Here is a 794-nt window from a genome sequence, read left to right as displayed (position 1 = left end):
GAGCTTTACTGCGCCGACCTGGGCTATGACCGGATCGGGATCATGAGGCGCGCACCAAAATCTGCGTTGCGAGCCTTGGAGGCAAAGAAATTCGCAGTCGAAGATTATCGCTGTCTTCAAGGCCTTCCCGCCAATTCGAAGATGGGACCTGCGTCAAACTGGAAGTAGATTCTAAAATGAAGAAGCGGAGCAATGGCCCCGCTTCAGTGTCTGATATGTGCCCCGCTCAGTGCAGGCGGCCGCTGGCGTGGGCCAGCATCGTGTAGACCTTGCCGGTGTCCGACGTGAGATAGGTTTGCGCCATGATGTTGTCGCGGTCGTTGCGCGACACATCCTTGAGCAGCTTCTCGAAATCGTCGCAGTAGCGGTCGACGGCGGCGCGGAACTCGGCCTCGGCCTGATACTTGCGGCGGATCTCGTCGAAGGTCTGCTGGCCCTTCAGCGTGTAGAGCCGGCGCGTGAACACGTCGCGCTCGCCGCGGCGGTAGCGGTTCCACAGCTCGATCGAGGCGTCATGGTCGATGGCGCGGGCGATGTCGACGGACAGCGAATTGAGCGATTCCATGACATGCAGCGGCGAACGCTGGGCAGGGGTGGCGCGCGGTGCTTCCGCGGGCGTCGCCGGCTTCAGCTCTTCCTCGCGCGAGGCGTTGGTCAGGAGATCGCGCACCCAGCCGCCCTGCTGCGTGCGGCCGTTCGGATCGCGGCGCGGCGCTTCCGCCGGGCGCTCGAGATCGAGGGTGCCGCGCAGCGTCGTCTCGCCGAGCGGTGCCTGCGGCGCCGGGCGCTCCGGC

General features: G+C 65.0%; 1 protein-coding gene and 1 pseudogene. Both read right to left on the bottom strand.

The features are described 5' to 3' along the window. Positions 1-120 (bottom strand): annotated as a pseudogene (locus tag EOA75_RS35485) (exonuclease); the annotation flags it as partial. A 106-nt stretch (positions 121-226) separates the two neighbouring features. Next, positions 227-794: hypothetical protein (locus EOA75_RS33445; RefSeq protein ID WP_164747785.1), on the bottom strand; the 568-nt coding region annotated here is incomplete at its 5' end.

This window comes from Mesorhizobium sp. M1A.F.Ca.IN.022.07.1.1, from assembly GCF_003997575.1.
GTDB lineage: Bacteria > Pseudomonadota > Alphaproteobacteria > Rhizobiales > Rhizobiaceae > Mesorhizobium.
Note: the sequence above shows the minus strand (reverse complement) of the source record. Positions and strands in the feature narration are given on the sequence as shown.